A 15,190-nucleotide genomic window follows, 5' to 3' on the forward strand; every position below is an offset into this window, starting at 1 on the left:
GGTAACTCCAGTCTCCCCGGTCCGGTCCGAATGGACAACCTCCTGAAAGCTCACAACTAGGGGAACGCGACAACGCCGGGTGGGCGACCACGAAGGAGCCCTATTGCCGCCGCATTGCCGTTCGACACCAAGGCCAACGAAAGAGGCACCGTGCCGACGGCGCAGCGCCTCTTTCAAGAGCCTCATACAGGGGTGCGCGATGAGCCTTGCAGAGAAGGTGAACCGCCCCTCTTTATAGAGCGCTCTATACAAGAGAAGTGCGCGAGGGGAATTCGGCCGGGGCGTAGGCTTCGTTGACTTCACCGACCATGACAGGCAAATGTCACGGCCATAACAAAAGCGACAAGCCGTTCCGCCCGGGGAAGAAGCAGCCTTTCTGGATGCCAGACACGGAAGATGTCATAGCCGAACTCGGCAACGAGCCGCCGCTTATTGCGGACGGCCGCAGCGGCCCGCCCGACCGGCGCGAGGTTTCCGCACGCTGGCTGTCAGGCACCTTCCTCACCGGCGTGACTTCGAGCGTGCTGATGGGCGTGGCACTGTTCGCTGCCCTTGACGGACGTCAGCAGTTGGCGACGCCACCCGAGATTGCGGAACTGATCAATCTTGCCGGCAATGGCGATTCCGGCGAGGTGGCCAAGACGACAAGGCTGGTGGCGCCGCGTCAGATCGCCAAGGCCAAGGACCGCCGTCGGATGGAAGTGTCGATGGTGACCAAGGTCGGCGACCGTGACGTCATCCACACCATGCCTTTCGTGCAGATCAAGATGGCGCTTGCCGCCGGCCACACCACCAGCCGCCCCTACCCGCCTTTCGACCCGATGCAGGTGTTCGGCGACGACGGCGACGACAGTGCGGCGCAGCCGGCGGCGGCCTCGGCCGCTTCCGGCCAGATCTACGGCGCCAAGGTCGAAAGCGAGATGAGCCTGAAGACCGTCGATTTCCCGGTCGATACGGCGGCTTTCGACGAAAAGAGCGACCTCTCCGCCGACGAGGTGGAAAAGGTAGTGCGCGAAGCCGGCACCGACCTCAGCGATGGCGCCGTCCAGGTCGCTTCACTCCACTATGTCGACCCGCAGCGATTCGGCGAAGCCTTTGCCGAGAGCATGGCCGGATCCTATGACGTCAAGATCGTGCCGGAAAACGTCTCGGTGGCGCCGCGCGCCGCCGCCGACGACCAGGCGCCCGCTTTCGCCGAGGAAATCATCCCCTTCACCAAGGATCTCGACGTCACCGAAGCTTTTGCTGATTCGGGCTATACGGGCGAAGACGCCACCGGCATGGCCGAAGCGATCACCAAGCTGTTGAACGCGACGGCGCTCAAGGCTGGAACCGTGCTGCGTGTCGGGCTCGAGGTTCACGGCGATGCCGCCAAGGTCGTGCGCACCAGCGTCTATGACCGGACACAGCACATCGTCACCATCGCGCTCGACGATCGCGGCCAGTATGTGCCGGCGCAGGAGCCCGATCCCAATCCCGAATTGCTGACTGCGTTCGATGATTCGTCGGCGCCGGTGGTGGTGCGCGGCAACCTGCCCAACGTCTATGACGGCATCTACCGCGCCGCGTATTCGTACGGCATGTCCAAGGCAATGACCCAGCGGCTGATCAAGCTGCTTGCATCCGACGTCGACTTCCAGTCCCGACTCAATCCCGCCGATCGCATCGAAGTGCTGTTCTCGCAGCCCGATGGCGACGACCAGACCTCGGACAGTTCCGAACTTCTCTATGTCTCGGCGACCTTCAGCGGTACGACGCGCAACTTCTATCGCTTCCAGCTGCAGGACGGCAGCACCGACTATTTCGACGAGGACGGCTCGAGCGCCCAGCAGTTCCTGTTGCGCAACCCCCTTCCCGCCGGAAAATTCCGCTCCGGTTTCGGCGCCCGCAGGCATCCGATCCTCGGCTATGTCCGCATGCACACCGGCGTCGACTGGGCCGCCCCCATCGGCACGCCGATCATTGCCGCCGGCAATGGCGTCGTCGAGAAGGTCGGCTGGGCTGGCGGCTATGGCAAACAGATCATCATTCGTCATGCCAATGGCTACGAGACGTCCTACAATCACCAGAGCGCCTTTGCCAGAGGCATCGAGGAAGGCGTGCGCGTACGCCAGGGCCAGACGATCGGCTATCTCGGCCAGACCGGCCTCGCCACCGGCCCGCACCTTCACTACGAGCTGATCGTCAACGGCACCAAGGTTGATCCGATGCGTGTCCGCCTGCCGGTCGGCAAGGTGCTGAAGGGCGATGACCTCGTCGCCTTCAAGCGCGAACGCGAGCGCATCGACGATCTACTGAAGCAGGAAGACAGTGATTCGCTGAAGGTGGCGAGCGCCAAGATCGACGGCTGATTCGCTGACTTTTCAGCCTGGCGGATTTTCCGCACGGCGCGGCCATGGCAGCCGCTGACCAGAAATGGTTGTCCACGCGATCACTGCTGAAAGCAGGCAGAGCAGTGCCGTCACCGAAGAGACGGCGGAAAACGCCGCGTCGCCGGCGGCGAGCCTTGCCGCGTCGACTGCCGGCGCCAGCCCAACCCTCGCCGGTTCGCCAAAGCCTGACACGCCGGGCGTCGCATTCCCATCGAGTGCTTTCGCGTAGACCGAAGCCGCAAGCGAGCCCATCGCTGCCACCGCGATCAGGCCGCCGATGCGCGAGACGGCATTGTTTATGCCGGAGGCAGCACCGGTATCCTTGTCTTCCACGGCCGTCATGATCGCGGTCGACAGTGGTGACACGACCAGCGCCATGCCGAGCCCCATCAGCCCCATCAGCGGAAATGTTCCCGTCCAGAAATTGTGGATGCCGGCATGGGCGAGCAAGGCAAGTCCGGCAAACGCGAAAGCCACGACAAGGCTGCCGAAGGCGATCGGAAAGCGCGGCCCGATCCGGTCGGACAACTGGCCGACGGGCCTCGACAAAAGTGCCATTGATGCCGACAGCGGCAGGAAGATGAAGCCGACCTCGGCCGTGCTCAGTCCCCAGCCGGCGATCAACAGCATCGGCAGATAGAAAAGATTGGCCGACAGCGCGAAATAGAGGAAGAATGTCGCGGCATTGGCGCCGGCGAAAGCGCCGACGCGAAACAGCGACAGATCGATCATCGGCTCGCGCTGCCAAAGTTCGAAGGCGATGAAGACAGCCAGCAGCACGGCACCGGCGGCAATGCTCGGCCCCGACAAATGGCCCTCGCCGCTGGCGCTCAACGAGGTCAGCCCGTAGGCGAGCGCGCCGAAGGCTAATGTCGCGAGCGCGGCACCGCCGAGATCCAGGCTGCGTTTTTCCGTCGGCGCGTCGGCCGGGATCTTGGCCAGCAGCAGATAGATCGAGATCAGGCCGAGCGGCAGGTTGACCGCGAAGATCGCCCGCCAGATGCCGTCACCGAATGCCGACAGCACGAAACCACCGAGCACCGGGCCAAGTGCCGTGGTCAGCGCCGAAGCCGCGGCCCAGATCCCGATGGCGCGGCCGCGCTCTTTTTTCGGATAGGCCTTGGCGATGATGGCGAGGCTGCCCGGCACCATGATCGCCGCACCAATGCCTTGCAGCGCGCGAAATGCGATCAGCACCACCGCATTCGGCGCCAGCGCACAGGCAAGCGAGGCGACAATGAACAGCGCAATGCCTGCCACGAAGGCGCGGCGCAGACCGAATCGATCGCCGGCGGCGCCCCCGGCAAGGATCAGTGCCGAGAGCGTCAACGCATAGGCATTGGAAATCCACTGCGCTTGCGCCAGGCTGGCACCAAGGTTGACGCGAATCGCCGGCATGGCGATGGCCAGGATCGAACCGTCGATGAAACCGAGCGCCGAGGCCAGGATCGCCGCAATCAGCACAAATCGCCGTTGCGACGGTGGACAGAACGTGCCGTTCGTGACCGGACTGGTCAGCGGAACGGCGGCGGCTTCGCTTGGTGAATGCATGGAACCTTGCTTAGACCGCAGGCGTGTTGGCAACAACCGGCCAGTGGCTTGCTGTCCTTGAAACCAGCCATATGGCCAGGACTGCGCCTGTCCGGGTGCACACGGCGGCAGCCATGCTAGGTTCTAGCTAGGTTTCCGGAAAATTGCAGACGGGGAGAAGTCGATGAAGCGGCCACTTGAAGCATCGGCGGAGGGACGCGGCCGTATCGTCGGCATCACCGACGGCGTGTTCGCCATCGCACTCACCCTGATCGTCCTCGAAATCAGGGTGCCGGCGCACGAGGCGATCCATTCGGAGCGCGATCTGCTTGCCGCGATCGCGGCACTGGCGCCACGCTTCCTGACCTATGCCTTGAGCTTCCTGACGCTGACTATCTTCTGGTTCGGCCAGCAGGCGCAGCATGGGCTGATCGCCAAATCCGACCGGCGGCTTGCCACGCTGAACCTCTGCTTTCTCGCCTTCATTGCCCTGCTGCCGTTCTCGACCGATCTTTTGGCCGACTTCCTCGAGTTCAGAACTGCGATGCTTGTCTACTGGCTCAACCTGCTGATGCTCGGCGTCACGCTATTCGCCAGCTGGCGCTATGCGGAGAAAAACAGCTTCCTGGCGGAAGGTGTCGATGCGGAGGCCAAACGCACGGTCTATCTGCGCATCGTCAAGGCGCAGATCCTGTGGGCGATCGGCGCGGCACTGTGCCTGATCACGCCGTTGCTCAGCGTCGGATTTATCCTGGCGGTGCAACTGGTCTATGCGATAACCCCGGGCGCGAAGTGGGTGCGCAGGATCATCGGCTGAGCGTTTCAGAAGCGCTGCTTCAGCTTCAGTCGACGAACTCCACCGTCACGCCCGGCGAGACCAGCTTGGCCAGTTCCCGCGCATCCCAGTTGGTCAGGCGCACGCAGCCATGGCTTTCTGTCTTGCCGATCTTCGACGGATCCGGCGTGCCGTGGATGCCGTAGGTCGGCTTGTCCAGAGCGATCCACACCGAGCCGACCGGGCCGTTTGGACCTGGCGGAATGGTCAGAACCTTGTCGTTTTGGCCCTGCTTGAAATTGATGCTGGGGTTGTAGGTGTAGTTCGGATCGAGCGCGACGCGCGATACGGCATGTATGCCGGACGGTGACGGTGTATCCGCCGAGCCGATGGTTGCGGGATAGGCTGCCACCAGCTTGTCGCCCGCGTCATAGGCGAAGACCTCTTTCCTGCCCTTGTCGGCGACGATACGGGCAACCGGCGTTGAGACCAGCTTGCCGAAATTGGCGACCTTGATGGTCGTGCCGGGACGATTGAAGTTGGCGTCCGGGTTGAGCGCCTTGAGGTAGTTCTCGTCCATGTGGAAGCGCTCCGCAAGCGCTTCGGTCACCGACGTATAGCCCATGCGGTCGAGCTGCGCCTTCTGGCTGTAGTCTTCCGGGATCGAGGCCACATAGGGACCGGCCGCATCCTCCGGTGTAATGGTGTAATTGGCGAAGGCATCGCCGCCGGACTGCGCAAGAGCTGCCTGGATGCCGACCGCATCGGTCGATCGCAGATTGCTGCCGGTGATCTGGTTGTAGGCGGCGAGCGCCTTGTCGACATTCGAACCGAAACGCCCATCGATGACGCCAGGCGAAGCGCCACCCCGGTCGAGCAGCACCTGCAGCGCCGCGACATCCTGACGTGCTCCCAGCGAAAGCGCCGGTTCGACCGTCGTCTTGCCTCCAGCGGTTGGCGGCAGTCCCGCCTGGTCGGAGGGAGACGCCGGCTGGGCAGGGTCTATCGAGGCCTCGTTCAGCGGCTGGCGTTTGATGGTGCCCGGCTCTGTCGACTGCGGCGCATCGGGATAATTGTTGTCGTAGCTGCCGTCGTCCTGCGGTGGCGGCGGATAGGCTTCCACGGAATTGTCGCTATCAGGATCGTATTCGTCCGCCGGCGGCGGGATGACCCGGCCTTCTTCTTCCAACTGCTTGCGACGGAACCGCGCCATGTCTTGCGGATCGTCGAGATAGTAGCGGTCATTGTCATCGGGGACGCGGCCCAGTTCGCGCAGCCGTGTCTCGCGGCGCAGCGCGCGCCGGTCGAGCCGCGTCTGCGGCGGCTGGATGGCGATGACCTTGCCGGTATCGGCATCGACGATGACGCGGTTGCCCCTGGCGTCGTAATAGATGTCGAGATTGCCGTCCTGGGCGACGAGGATGCCGCCATCGTCGGCAGCGCGGGCAATCCGTGGTGCGCTGTCCTGCGTCGGCGCGCCGAGCGCGCCAGAAGACAAAAGCCCGCCGGCGAATACCGAAAGGGTGAAGATCGTGCGCAGCATGGTGGCCAAACTCTCCGGTCCGAAATTGCCGCCGCCCGGCAGTGTCCCTGTACGGCGAACCCCTTCGCCAGCAAACCAGTTCACCACCATATGGTTCCAATATGAACCGGGCATGAAGATGGCGGTTTCCCGGCGCCTCGATGAATATCAGCTAGCTTGCGGCAAGTCCCAGCTCCTTGCGCGCCTGCTTCGTCAGCTTCAGGGCAACAAGGCGATGGCTCTCGCGCAGATAGTCCTTCAGCGCGTCATCATCCATGCTCTGGCTTGTCTGACGCTGGATCCATTTCATGCCGCGCGAAGCTAGATAGGGTGCCGGCCGCAAGCCCGGCTGCTCCTTGAGCACGTCATAGGCGATGTCGGAACACTTGAAGGTGACGAAGAGCTGCTGGTCCTGGTCCCAGCCGCCGATCGCAAAGACCTTGGCCCCGACCTTCCAGACATGAGCGCCGCCCCATTGGACGACGTGGTTTGTCGAAGGCAGCGAAGCGCAGAAGCTGTTGTAGTCGTCCAGCGTCATCCGCGCCCCCGCATTGTATGAAAACGCCGCGCGTCCAGGCTGGACGCGCGGCGTTGGATCAGGCTGCCGCCTCGGCCGCCACAATCGTCGGCTTCGAGCGGAAGTTCAGCCGGTCGGAACCAGCGGTCACCTTGACGGTCGAGCCGTCCAGGATGTCGCCGAGCAGGATCTTCTCCGCCAGCGGGTCCTGCAGTTCCTTCTGCATCACCCGCTTCAGCGGCCGCGCGCCGTAGGCCGGGTCGTAACCCTTGGCCGCCAGCCAATCGATCGCCTCCTGGTCCAGCGACAGCGTGATCTTGCGATCGGTCAGCAGGCTTTCCAGCCGCTTGAGCTGGATCTCGACGATGCGGCCCATATCCTGCCGGCGCAGCCGGTGGAACAGGATCACCTCGTCGACGCGATTGAGGAACTCCGGCCGGAACGAAGCCTTGACGACATTCATCACCTCGTCGCGGACCTGATCGACATCCTGGTCCTCGCCGAGATTGACGAGATACTCCGCGCCAAGGTTCGACGTCATGATGATCAGCGTGTTGCGGAAGTCGACGGTGCGGCCCTGGCCGTCGGTCAGGCGGCCGTCATCGAGCACCTGCAGCAGCACGTTGAACACGTCCGGATGCGCCTTCTCGATCTCGTCGAACAGCACGACCTGATAGGGCCTGCGCCGCACCGCTTCGGTCAGAGCGCCGCCCTCCTCATAACCGACATAGCCGGGAGGTGCACCGATCAGCCGGGCGACCGAGTGCTTCTCCATGAACTCCGACATGTCGATGCGCACCATGGCGCTCTCGTCGTCGAACAGGAAACTGGCAAGCGCCTTGGTCAGTTCGGTCTTGCCGACGCCCGTCGGTCCGAGGAACATGAACGAGCCGATCGGCCGGTTCGGATCCTGCAGCCCCGCGCGGGCGCGCCGCACAGCCTTCGAGACAGCTTGCACCGCCTCGCCCTGGCCGACGACGCGCTTGCCGATCTCGTCTTCCATGCGCAACAGCTTGTCGCGCTCGCCCTGCAGCATCTTGTCGACCGGAATGCCGGTCCAGCGCGAGACGATATGGGCGACGTGGTCGGGAGTGACCACCTCTTCGACCATGCCGACCTTGCCGTCCTGGGCTTCGGCTTCCTTCAGCTTCTTTTCCAGTTCCGGGATCTTGCCATAGGCAAGCTCCCCGGCGCGCTGGAATTCACCCTTGCGCTGGGCAATGGCAAGCTCATTGCGCGCCTCGTCGAGCTGCTTCTTCAGATCGGCGGCAAGCCCGAGCTTCTGCTTCTCGGCCTGCCACTTTGTGGTGATCTCGGTCGATTCCTCCTCGAGCCCGGCGAGTTCCTTTTCCAGGCGGGCGAGCCGATCCTTTGACGCATCGTCGGTCTCGACCTTCAGCGCCTCGCGCTCGATCTTGAGCTGCATGATGCGGCGATCGATCTCGTCGAGGGCCTCGGGCTTGGAATCGACCTGCATGCGCAGCCGCGAGGCGGCTTCGTCGACGAGGTCGATCGCCTTGTCCGGCAGGAAGCGGTCGGCGATGTAGCGGTTCGACAGTGTCGCCGCCGCAACCAGCGCCGAATCCGAGATGCGCACCTTGTGGTGCTGTTCGTATTTTTCCTTCAGGCCGCGCAGGATCGAGACTGTGTCTTCCACAGTCGGCTCATCGACGAACACCGGCTGGAAGCGGCGGGCAAGGGCCGCATCCTTCTCGACATGCTTGCGATACTCGTCAAGCGTTGTTGCGCCAACGCAGTGCAATTCACCGCGCGCCAATGCCGGCTTCAACAGGTTCGACGCATCCATGGCGCCATCCGCCTTGCCGGCACCGACCAGCGTGTGCATCTCGTCGATGAACAGGATGATGTTGCCGTCGGCCGAGGTGACTTCGGAGAGCACGGCCTTCAGCCGCTCCTCGAACTCGCCGCGGTATTTGGCGCCGGCAATCAGCGCGCCCATGTCGAGCGCCATCAATTGCTTGTCCTTCAACGATTCAGGCACGTCGCCATTGACGATGCGCAGCGCCAGGCCTTCGGCGATCGCCGTCTTGCCGACGCCCGGCTCGCCGATCAGCACCGGATTGTTCTTGGTGCGGCGCGACAGCACCTGGATGGTGCGGCGGATCTCGTCGTCACGGCCGATGACCGGATCGAGCTTGCCGGCGCGGGCATCCGCGGTCAGGTCACGCGCGTATTTCTTCAACGCGTCGTAGCTCTGTTCGGCGCTCGCCGAATCGGCGGTGCGGCCTTTGCGAACATCGTTGATGACCTGGTTGAGCGCCTGTGCGGTGACCCCGGCCTTGGCCAGGATGTCGGCGGTCTTGGCCGATTTCTCCATGGCGAGCGCCTGCAAGAGCCGTTCGACGGTGACAAAGCTGTCGCCGGCCTTCTTGGCCAGCTCTTCGGCGGTCGAAAACACCTTGGCCAGCGGCTGCGCCAGATAGAGCTGGCCGTTGCCGCCTTCGACCTTGGGCATCGCTTCGAGCGCCGTTTCGACGCCAAGCTTGACGTCGCGGACGTTGCCGCCGGCGCGTTCGATCAGCGACGCGGCCAGCCCCTCGTCGTCGTCGACGAGCACTTTAAGGATGTGTTCGGGTGTGAACTGCTGGTGGTTGCGGGAGAGCGCCATGGTCTGCGCGGACTGGATGAAGCCGCGCACGCGCTCCGAGTATTTCTCAAGGTTCATATCTGTCTCCTTCCATCACCGGCCCGCTTTGCGGCACCGGATCCGATTGCGGTGACTGACCCGCCCATTCGAGCCGGGTCCAGTTCAGCCGAGATATGGTGCATAGGCCATGCTGTCTCAAGACGCCTTGATGTCGGTCAACGCACAATATTCCATCGCGGTACAAAACGAAAACGGCGGAGATTTCTCTCCGCCGTCCGATATCCTGAAATGTCGTTCGATCAGTTGTCGATGTCGACTTTGACCGGTTCGGCATTGCCGCCGTCGGCCGGGGCCACAGCCACCTCGCCGGCATCGGCGCCGGAATTGACATTATCGCTGCCGACCTGATCGGCACTGACGCGCGGACGGCGCGGGCGCCTCGGGCGACGGGCAGCACCGCTTTCGGCGGCCGCCTCATTGAGCTCGGCCTGGGCGGCAAGACCTGCCGGCGACAGGTTTTCAAACAGCGGAGCCGGCTCGGCTGTCACAACGGATTCGGTCGATTCGGCCGGCGAAGCGGCTTCGACCTGGGTCGGGGCCTCGTTGCGTTGCGGCGGGCCGCCTTGCTCGGCGGACGAGCCATAGTCGCGCTGGCCATTCTGGCCGTAGCCGGCATTGGGGCGACGATCGCGATGGCGCCCATTGTTGTCGCGGCCGCCATTGTTGCGCCCGCCATTGTCACGCCCGCTATTGCCATCACGATTGTCGCGGCCGTTTTCCCGGTTGAGCGCGACCTCGGCCGGCATGCCTTCAATGACCGGCTGCGGCCCGGCGCCATGGTTGATCACCGGTACCTGGGCATCGGAAACAGTGTTGCCGCTGTTGCCGGCATTGTCGAACTCGTCGCGATCCTCGTCGCCGTCATCGTCGAAATCATCGCGATTCTGTTGCGCGTTCTGGATCGGCATCTGCGCTTGTGCGGCCGCGATGATGCGATTGTAGTGTTCGGCGTGCTGGAGATAGTTCTCCGCCATGACCCGGTCGCCGGAGCTTTGCGCATCACGGGCCAAGGTGGCGTATTTTTCGGCGATCTGCTGAGCCGAACCGCGGATCTTCACGTCCGGGCCATTGCTCTCGTAGTTGCGCGTCAGGGGATTTGGTCCCTTGCGGTTGTTGTTGTTGTTATTGTTGTTATTGCCACCGCCGCCGCCATTGTTATTGCGACCGCGCATGCGCCTGTTCTGCTGTTGTGGCCTCATCAAACTCTCTTCATTTTGAAATTTTCGAAAACTCTTCACGAACGGAGGCGCTCATGCAGCCAGCCGCTTCGTTTCTTCACCGGCGTTCGCCCGCATCAATTGCGTTGGCGCCACGTGCCATCCTGTTCCGGTTACATCACTTGCCGGACGATTCCCGCACGAAGCTTGGGCATCGTTTGCGCAAGAAGGCAGCTATTTCCAAGGAAGACCGAATCGCTAAGAGCACTGCCTGCTTCGTCTCATCCGGTTAAGGCGACCCTAGCCGCATTCCCCGGCATTGCCAAGCGCTTTTTTTGCACTGCGTCAAGGCTTTGTCCTTTTAAAGACAAGAACCCTGTCGTTTCCGCCAAGGTCCTGAAATGCACCGCCCGGCAGGTAGCCGGCTACGGCGAATATTTCCAAGACCTCGCTGTGCTGCGTGTGGCCGATCTCGACCGCAATCCTGCCTTCAGCTTCCAAAAACCTTGCCGCCTCCGCGGCGATGATCCTGTAGGGGTTCAGACCGTCCTCGCCACCATCCAAGGCCAGGCGCGGATCGAAATTGCGGACTTCGTCCTGCAGATTTCCAATGTCTTCAGACGGTATATAGGGAGGGTTTGCGGCAATTACATGGTACCGGCCGGAAACTTTTTCGAACCAGTCCGACTGGAGCGCCGTGAACCGACCTGCAAGGTCCAATTGCCTTGAATTGCGGGTCGCCGTCGCCAGCGCGCCCGCGGACATATCGACCCCGGTGGCGATCGCTGCCGGCACGGCGCTGAGCAGCGCCAGCGCAATGGCGCCGGTGCCGGTGCCAAGATCGAGGATGCGGCATTCGCCTTCCCGCACGGCCACTGCCCTGACAAAAGGCAGCATCGCCTCGACCAGCGTTTCGGTATCCGGCCGCGGCTCCAGCGTTTCCGGCGACAGCGACAGGCGCAAACCAAAGAATTCACGATAGCCGAGGATGCGATGCACCGGCTCGCCGCCGGCCCGCCGTCTCAAGGCATCACCAATTGCCGCAATGGCGCTTCCGTCGATCTTGCGGTTGGGATCGGCAATCGCCTGCGTGCGCGTCGTGTCGGAAAAATGTTCGACGATCAGCCTTGCATCGAGCGCCGGATCATCGACGGCGGCCGCGGCAAGCCAAGCTTGCGCCTGCCGCAGCAGCGGCCCAAGCGCCTCGGACAGTCGATCAGCCATCGATGCCGATGTCGGCGAGCAGCTTCGACTGGTGATCGGCGATCAGCGCGTCGATCACTTCATCGAGTTCGCCCATCATCACCCGGTCGAGCTTGTACAGCGTCAGGTTGATGCGGTGGTCGGTGACGCGGCCTTGCGGGAAATTGTAGGTACGGATGCGCTCGGACCGGTCGCCGGAGCCGACTTGCGACTTGCGCGATTCGGAGCGCTCCTCGTCCGCCTTGCTGCGCTCCAGGTCATAGAGGCGGGCGCGCAGGATCTGCATCGCCTTGGCGCGATTCTGGTGCTGCGACTTTTCCGCCTGCACCACCATGATGCCGGTCGGCAGATGGGTGATGCGGACAGCCGAATCGGTGGTGTTGACGTGCTGGCCGCCCGAGCCCGAGGCGCGCATGGTGTCGATGCGGATGTCTTCGGCCCTGACGTCGATGTCGACCTCTTCGGCTTCCGGCAGCACGGCCACCGTGGCGGCTGAAGTGTGGATGCGCCCGCTCGCCTCGGTCGCCGGCACGCGCTGCACGCGGTGCACGCCGGATTCGAATTTCAGATGCGCAAAGACGCCCTTGCCGGAGATCGTGGCGATGATTTCCTTGTAGCCGCCGGCATCGCCGTCGCTGGCCGACACCGTCTCGAAACGCCAGCCGCGTTCGGCGGCGTAGCGCTCATACATGCGAAACAGGTCGCCGGCGAAAAGGGCGGCCTCGTCGCCGCCGGTGCCGGCGCGGATTTCGAGAATAGCGTTCTTGTCGTCGGCGGCATCCTTGGGCAGCAACAGGATCTGGATATCCTTCTGCAGCGCCTCGATGCGCTCCTCGACCTCCGGCAGGTCGGCCTCCGCCAGCGCCCGCATTTCGGCGTCGGTACCCTTATCGGCAAGCATGGCTTCAAGATCGGCCTGCTCATGCTCGGCCGAGCGCAGCGCCCTGACCTTGGCCACCATGTCCTGGATCTCGGCGTATTCCGACGCCATCCGCACATAGGCATCCGGCGCCGGGCCAGCCGACATCTGCGCTTCGAGCATCTCGAAACGCTTGACGACTTGATCCATACGATCGCGGGGCAGGTTGACCATGATGTGGGTGCTACAATGGGATCGAACGGTCGTCGGCAAAGGCCTGCAGCAGCGCCCGCATCGGCAGCCCCTGCGCCGGCGCCATCAGATTGTCGTTGAAGAACGCCTCCAACTCATCCAGCGGCAGTTCCGTCAGCATCGCCTTGACGGGGCCGATCGAGGCCGGCGACATCGAGATCGAGCGGAAGCCGAGACCGATCAGCGCCATCGCCGAGATCGGCTTGCCGGCAAGTTCGCCGCACAGTGTTACCGGTGTGTGGTTGCGGGCGCCGGCATCGGCGATCTGCTTCAGGACGCGCAGAAACGGCGCCGACAGCGTATCGAACCGGTTGGCCAATTGCGTGTTGCCGCGGTCGACCGCCATGACGAACTGGAACAGGTCGTTCGAACCGACCGAGACGAAGTCGACCGCTTTCATCAATTCGTCGAGCTGGAACAGAAGCGACGGCACTTCCAGCATCGCGCCCAGCTTGAGGCTGGTCGGCAAATGATGGGCAAAGCGCGACAGATGCCTTACCTCGCGGTCGATGATCTCGCGCGCCTGGGCGATCTCGCCAAGCTCGGTCACCATCGGCAGCATCAGCTTGAGTTCACGTCCGCCACTGGCCTTGAGCAGAGCGCGGATCTGGGTGCGCAGCAGGCCCGGCCGGTCAAGCGTCAGGCGGATCGCCCGCCATCCGAGCGCCGGGTTCTCCTCCTGGATCGCACCCTTGAAATAGGGCAGCACCTTGTCGCCGCCGATGTCGATGGTGCGGAAGGTGACCGGCTTGCCGCGCGCCGCCTCGAGCACGTCGCGGTAAAGCTTTTCCTGGGCCTCGGCGCGGGGAAATGTCGAGGCGACCATGAACTGCAGTTCGGTACGGAACAGGCCGATGCCGGCCGCACCTGCCTCGGCCAGCTGCGGCAGGTCGACGGCAAGACCGGCATTCATCAACAAGTCGACCTGGACACCGTCCCTCGTCGTCGACGGCTTCTTGCGCAGCTCGCGATAGACCTCTTGCCGGCGCGCCCGGAAACGCACCTTTTCGGCATAGGCGGCTTCGAGGTCGGACTGAGGCCGCAAATGGATCACGCCCTCTTCGCCGTCGACGATGATGGCATCGCCGTTTTCCGCCATGGAAACGGCGCCCTTCATCTGGCCGGCGACAGGAATGCCCATGGCGCGCGCGACGATGACGACGTGGCTGGTGGCTGCACCGTCCTCGAGCACCAGCCCGCGCATCTTGTCGCGGGGATAGTCGAGCAGCTCGGCGGCGCCCATCGAGCGGGCGACGATGATGGCGTCCTTCGGCAGCGCCGCCGCGACATCTTCCGGCCCGCGCCCCATCAGCTGGCGCAGCAGCCGGTTGGCGAGGTCGTCGAAATCGCTCATCCGCTCGCGCAGATAGGGATCGGTCATGTGCAGCATGCGGGCGCGCATGTCGCTCTGCACCTTCTCCACCGCCGCTTCCGCCGTCAGTCCGTTGCGGATCGCCTCTTCCAGTCGGCGCACCCAGCCGCGGTCGTTGGCAAACATGCGATAGGCTTCCAGAACCTGGCGATGCTCGCCCTCGAAGGCGACGTCGCGGCGTTCCAGCATGTCGTCGATGGAGAGCCGGAGCGAGCCGAGCGAGGTCTCGAGCCGGCGGACCTCTTCCTCGCTGTCCTCGTTGAACAAATTGGTGACGACGATGCGCGGCTCGTGCAGCACGACATGGCCAAGCCCGACGCCGTCGTTGAAGGACAGACCGGTGAAACTGACCGGACGGCGCAGGTCGAGTTCGAGGCCCGGCCGGGTCAGCCGCGCCAGATCGCCGGTGGCGATCATCTCGGCGATCACCATCGCGGTGGTTTCCAGCGCCTCGACCTCGTCGTCTCGGTAATGGCGCATCGTCTTGTTCTGCACCACCAGCACGCCCAGCGTGCGCCCTGCCCGCAGCACCGGCACGCCAAGGAAGGAGTTGTAGATCTCTTCCCCGGTCTCCGGCAGGTAGGCAAAGGCCGGGTGTTCCTGGGCGTTGGAAAGGTTGAGCGGCCGCGCGCTGGCCGCGATCGTGCCGACCAGGCCTTGCCCCAGCCGTAGCTGCGCCAGGTGGACGGCGTTCGGGTTCAAACCTTCGGTGGCGTAGAGTTCGAGCACCGAATCGGCGCGCAGCACGTAGAGCGAGCAGACTTCGGCGACCATGTTGGAGGCGATGTCGCGCACGATCCGGTCAAGCCGCTCCTGCGGCTCCAGCGGCTCCTGCATGAGCTCGCGGAGCCGTTTCAGCAAAACGCGCGGGCCACTGGCCTGATCACGCATCGCGGCTTCTTCTCCAATGGGCATTTTGCCCGCCGCAGTTTCCACTGCGACCGGCGCACACGCAACAACTCA

10 protein-coding genes are annotated in these 15,190 nt (G+C 63.7%); 2 read left to right on the forward strand and 8 right to left on the reverse strand.

Annotation, left to right across the window (positions count from 1 at the left end; all coding sequences use genetic code 11):
• Nucleotides 1-380: 380 nt before the first annotated feature.
• The gene (locus tag AC07FD_RS31485; protein WP_478353013.1) at nucleotides 381-2,351 is read left to right on the forward strand and encodes a M23 family metallopeptidase; all 1,971 of its coding nucleotides are present in this window, start codon (nucleotides 381-383) and stop codon (nucleotides 2,349-2,351) included.
• Nucleotides 2,352-2,363: 12 nt separating this feature from the next.
• Here the strand turns inward: AC07FD_RS31485 and AC07FD_RS31490 are convergent, their stop codons facing one another.
• Nucleotides 2,364-3,923, reverse strand: a complete 1,560-nt coding sequence (locus tag AC07FD_RS31490) for an MFS transporter (RefSeq protein WP_478353014.1) — start codon at nucleotides 3,921-3,923, stop codon at nucleotides 2,364-2,366.
• Between the two features lie 163 nt (nucleotides 3,924-4,086).
• On the opposite strand from AC07FD_RS31490, the gene AC07FD_RS31495 reads away from it, so the two are divergent.
• Nucleotides 4,087-4,719, forward strand: coding sequence for a TMEM175 family protein (locus AC07FD_RS31495; protein WP_478353015.1), 633 nt, complete (start codon nucleotides 4,087-4,089; stop codon nucleotides 4,717-4,719).
• Nucleotides 4,720-4,744: 25 nt separating this feature from the next.
• Here the strand turns inward: AC07FD_RS31495 and AC07FD_RS31500 are convergent, their stop codons facing one another.
• From AC07FD_RS31500 to ptsP, 7 genes are all read right to left on the reverse strand, one after another.
• Entirely contained in the window at nucleotides 4,745-6,220 is a 1,476-nt protein-coding gene (locus tag AC07FD_RS31500) for a L,D-transpeptidase family protein (protein WP_478353038.1), read from the reverse strand.
• A 151-nt stretch (nucleotides 6,221-6,371) separates the two neighbouring features.
• Nucleotides 6,372-6,737, reverse strand: coding sequence for an MmcQ/YjbR family DNA-binding protein (locus tag AC07FD_RS31505; RefSeq protein ID WP_478353016.1), 366 nt, complete (start codon nucleotides 6,735-6,737; stop codon nucleotides 6,372-6,374).
• 58 nt (nucleotides 6,738-6,795) lie between these two features.
• On the reverse strand, nucleotides 6,796-9,402 hold the full coding sequence (gene clpB, locus AC07FD_RS31510; RefSeq protein WP_478353017.1) for an ATP-dependent chaperone ClpB: 2,607 nt from the start codon (nucleotides 9,400-9,402) through the stop codon (nucleotides 6,796-6,798).
• 221 nt (nucleotides 9,403-9,623) lie between these two features.
• On the reverse strand, nucleotides 9,624-10,583 hold the full coding sequence (locus tag AC07FD_RS31515) for a DUF4167 domain-containing protein (RefSeq protein WP_478353018.1): 960 nt from the start codon (nucleotides 10,581-10,583) through the stop codon (nucleotides 9,624-9,626).
• Nucleotides 10,584-10,886: 303 nt separating this feature from the next.
• The gene (gene prmC, locus AC07FD_RS31520; protein WP_478353019.1) at nucleotides 10,887-11,765 is read right to left on the reverse strand and encodes a peptide chain release factor N(5)-glutamine methyltransferase; all 879 of its coding nucleotides are present in this window, start codon (nucleotides 11,763-11,765) and stop codon (nucleotides 10,887-10,889) included.
• On the reverse strand, nucleotides 11,758-12,837 hold the full coding sequence (prfA, locus tag AC07FD_RS31525) for a peptide chain release factor 1 (protein ID WP_478353020.1): 1,080 nt from the start codon (nucleotides 12,835-12,837) through the stop codon (nucleotides 11,758-11,760). The genes prmC and prfA overlap by 8 nt, the downstream gene beginning before the upstream one ends.
• A 10-nt stretch (nucleotides 12,838-12,847) precedes the next feature.
• Nucleotides 12,848-15,118: a phosphoenolpyruvate--protein phosphotransferase gene (gene ptsP / locus AC07FD_RS31530; protein ID WP_478353039.1), complete on the reverse strand. Its 2,271-nt coding sequence runs from the start codon at nucleotides 15,116-15,118 to the stop codon at nucleotides 12,848-12,850.
• Nucleotides 15,119-15,190 lie beyond the last annotated feature (72 nt).

The organism is Mesorhizobium waitakense (assembly GCF_056431085.1).

Excerpts from the sequence above, each read along its gene's own strand:
- AC07FD_RS31490 (WP_478353014.1), bottom strand. The coding sequence starts at position 3,923 with ATGCATTCACCAAGCGAAGCCGCCGCCGTTCCGCTGACCAGTCCGGTC.
- AC07FD_RS31485 (WP_478353013.1), top strand. The coding sequence starts at position 381 with ATGCCAGACACGGAAGATGTCATAGCCGAACTCGGCAACGAGCCGCCG.
- AC07FD_RS31515 (WP_478353018.1), bottom strand. The coding sequence starts at position 10,583 with ATGAGGCCACAACAGCAGAACAGGCGCATGCGCGGTCGCAATAACAAT.
- clpB (WP_478353017.1), bottom strand. The coding sequence starts at position 9,402 with ATGAACCTTGAGAAATACTCGGAGCGCGTGCGCGGCTTCATCCAGTCC.
- ptsP (WP_478353039.1), bottom strand. The coding sequence starts at position 15,118 with ATGCGTGATCAGGCCAGTGGCCCGCGCGTTTTGCTGAAACGGCTCCGC.
- prfA (WP_478353020.1), bottom strand. The coding sequence starts at position 12,837 with ATGGTCAACCTGCCCCGCGATCGTATGGATCAAGTCGTCAAGCGTTTC.
- AC07FD_RS31500 (WP_478353038.1), bottom strand. The coding sequence starts at position 6,220 with ATGCTGCGCACGATCTTCACCCTTTCGGTATTCGCCGGCGGGCTTTTG.
- AC07FD_RS31495 (WP_478353015.1), top strand. The coding sequence starts at position 4,087 with ATGAAGCGGCCACTTGAAGCATCGGCGGAGGGACGCGGCCGTATCGTC.
- AC07FD_RS31505 (WP_478353016.1), bottom strand. The coding sequence starts at position 6,737 with ATGACGCTGGACGACTACAACAGCTTCTGCGCTTCGCTGCCTTCGACA.
- prmC (WP_478353019.1), bottom strand. The coding sequence starts at position 11,765 with ATGGCTGATCGACTGTCCGAGGCGCTTGGGCCGCTGCTGCGGCAGGCG.